The sequence below is a fragment of the Micromonospora sp. NPDC002389 genome, assembly GCF_040296095.1.
In the GTDB taxonomy this organism is placed as follows: domain Bacteria; phylum Actinomycetota; class Actinomycetes; order Mycobacteriales; family Micromonosporaceae; genus Micromonospora.
Window position 1 is genome coordinate 1 of record NZ_JBEOWP010000043.1, and the last position, 1,550, is coordinate 1,550.

The following is a 1,550-nucleotide window of genomic DNA, read 5'->3' on the forward strand; positions in this document are numbered from 1 at the left end:
CGGACCAAGAACAACCCGGTCCTGATCGGTGAGCCCGGCGTCGGTAAGACCGCCGTGGTGGAGGGCCTGTCCCAGAAGATCATCAAGGGCGAGGTGCCCGAGACGCTCAAGGACAAGCAGCTCTACACGCTCGACCTGGGTGCGCTGGTGGCGGGTTCCCGCTACCGGGGTGACTTCGAGGAGCGCCTGAAGAAGGTGCTCAAGGAGATCCGCACCCGGGGCGACATCATCCTGTTCATCGACGAGATCCACACCCTGGTCGGCGCGGGCGCCGCCGAGGGTGCGATCGACGCGGCGAGCATCCTCAAGCCGATGCTGGCCCGTGGTGAGCTGCAGACCATCGGCGCGACCACGCTGGACGAGTACCGCAAGCACCTGGAGAAGGACGCCGCGTTGGAGCGTCGTTTCCAGCCGATCCAGGTGGGTGAGCCGTCGCTGGCCCACACCATCGAGATCCTCAAGGGCCTGCGGGACCGGTACGAAGCCCACCACCGCGTGAGCATCACGGATGCGGCGCTGGTGGCGGCGGCGACCCTGGCCGACCGGTACATCTCCGACCGGTTCCTGCCGGACAAGGCGATCGACCTGATCGACGAGGCCGGTGCCCGGATGCGGATCCGCCGGATGACCGCGCCGCCGGACCTGCGCGACTTCGACGAGCGCATCGCCCAGGTGCGCCGCGACAAGGAGTCCGCGATCGACGCGCAGGACTTCGAGCGCGCCGCTCAGCTGCGCGACAAGGAGAAGCAGCTGCTGGGCCAGAAGGCGCAGCGGGAGAAGGAGTGGAAGGCCGGCGACCTCGACGTCGTCAGCGAGGTCGACGACGAGCAGATCGCCGAGGTGCTCGGCAACTGGACCGGCATCCCGGTCTACAAGCTGACCGAGGAGGAGACCTCACGCCTGCTGCGCATGGAGGACGAGCTGCACAAGCGCGTCATCGGCCAGGAGGACGCGGTCAAGGCGGTCTCGAAGGCGATCCGGCGTACCCGCGCCGGCCTGAAGGACCCGAAGCGTCCGTCGGGGTCGTTCATCTTCGCCGGTCCGTCGGGTGTCGGTAAGACCGAGCTGTCCAAGGCGCTCGCCGAGTTCCTGTTCGGCAGCGAGGACGCCCTGATCCAGCTGGACATGTCCGAGTTCCACGACCGGTACACCGTGTCGCGGCTCGTGGGTGCGCCTCCCGGCTACGTCGGGTACGACGAGGGTGGCCAGCTGACCGAGAAGGTGCGGCGTCGGCCGTTCAGCGTGGTCCTCTTCGACGAGATCGAGAAGGCCCACCCGGACGTGTTCAACACGCTGCTCCAGATCCTGGAGGACGGTCGGCTCACCGACGGTCAGGGTCGGATCGTGGACTTCAAGAACACGGTCATCATCCTGACCACCAACCTCGGCACCCGGGACGTGGCCAAGGCGGTCTCGCTGGGCTTCCAGCAGTCGGAGGACTCCGAGTCCAACTACGACCGGATGAAGCAGAAGGTCAACGACGAACTCAAGCAGCACTTCCGGCCCGAGTTCCTCAACCGCATCGACGACACCATCGTCTTCCACCAGCT

At 66.8% G+C, this 1,550-nt stretch carries 1 protein-coding gene; it reads left to right on the forward strand.

Going from position 1 to position 1,550, the window contains the following annotated elements:
- A partial coding sequence (locus tag ABT008_RS30380) for an ATP-dependent Clp protease ATP-binding subunit (protein ID WP_350700736.1) occupies positions 1-1,550 on the forward strand: 1,550 nt, incomplete at both ends.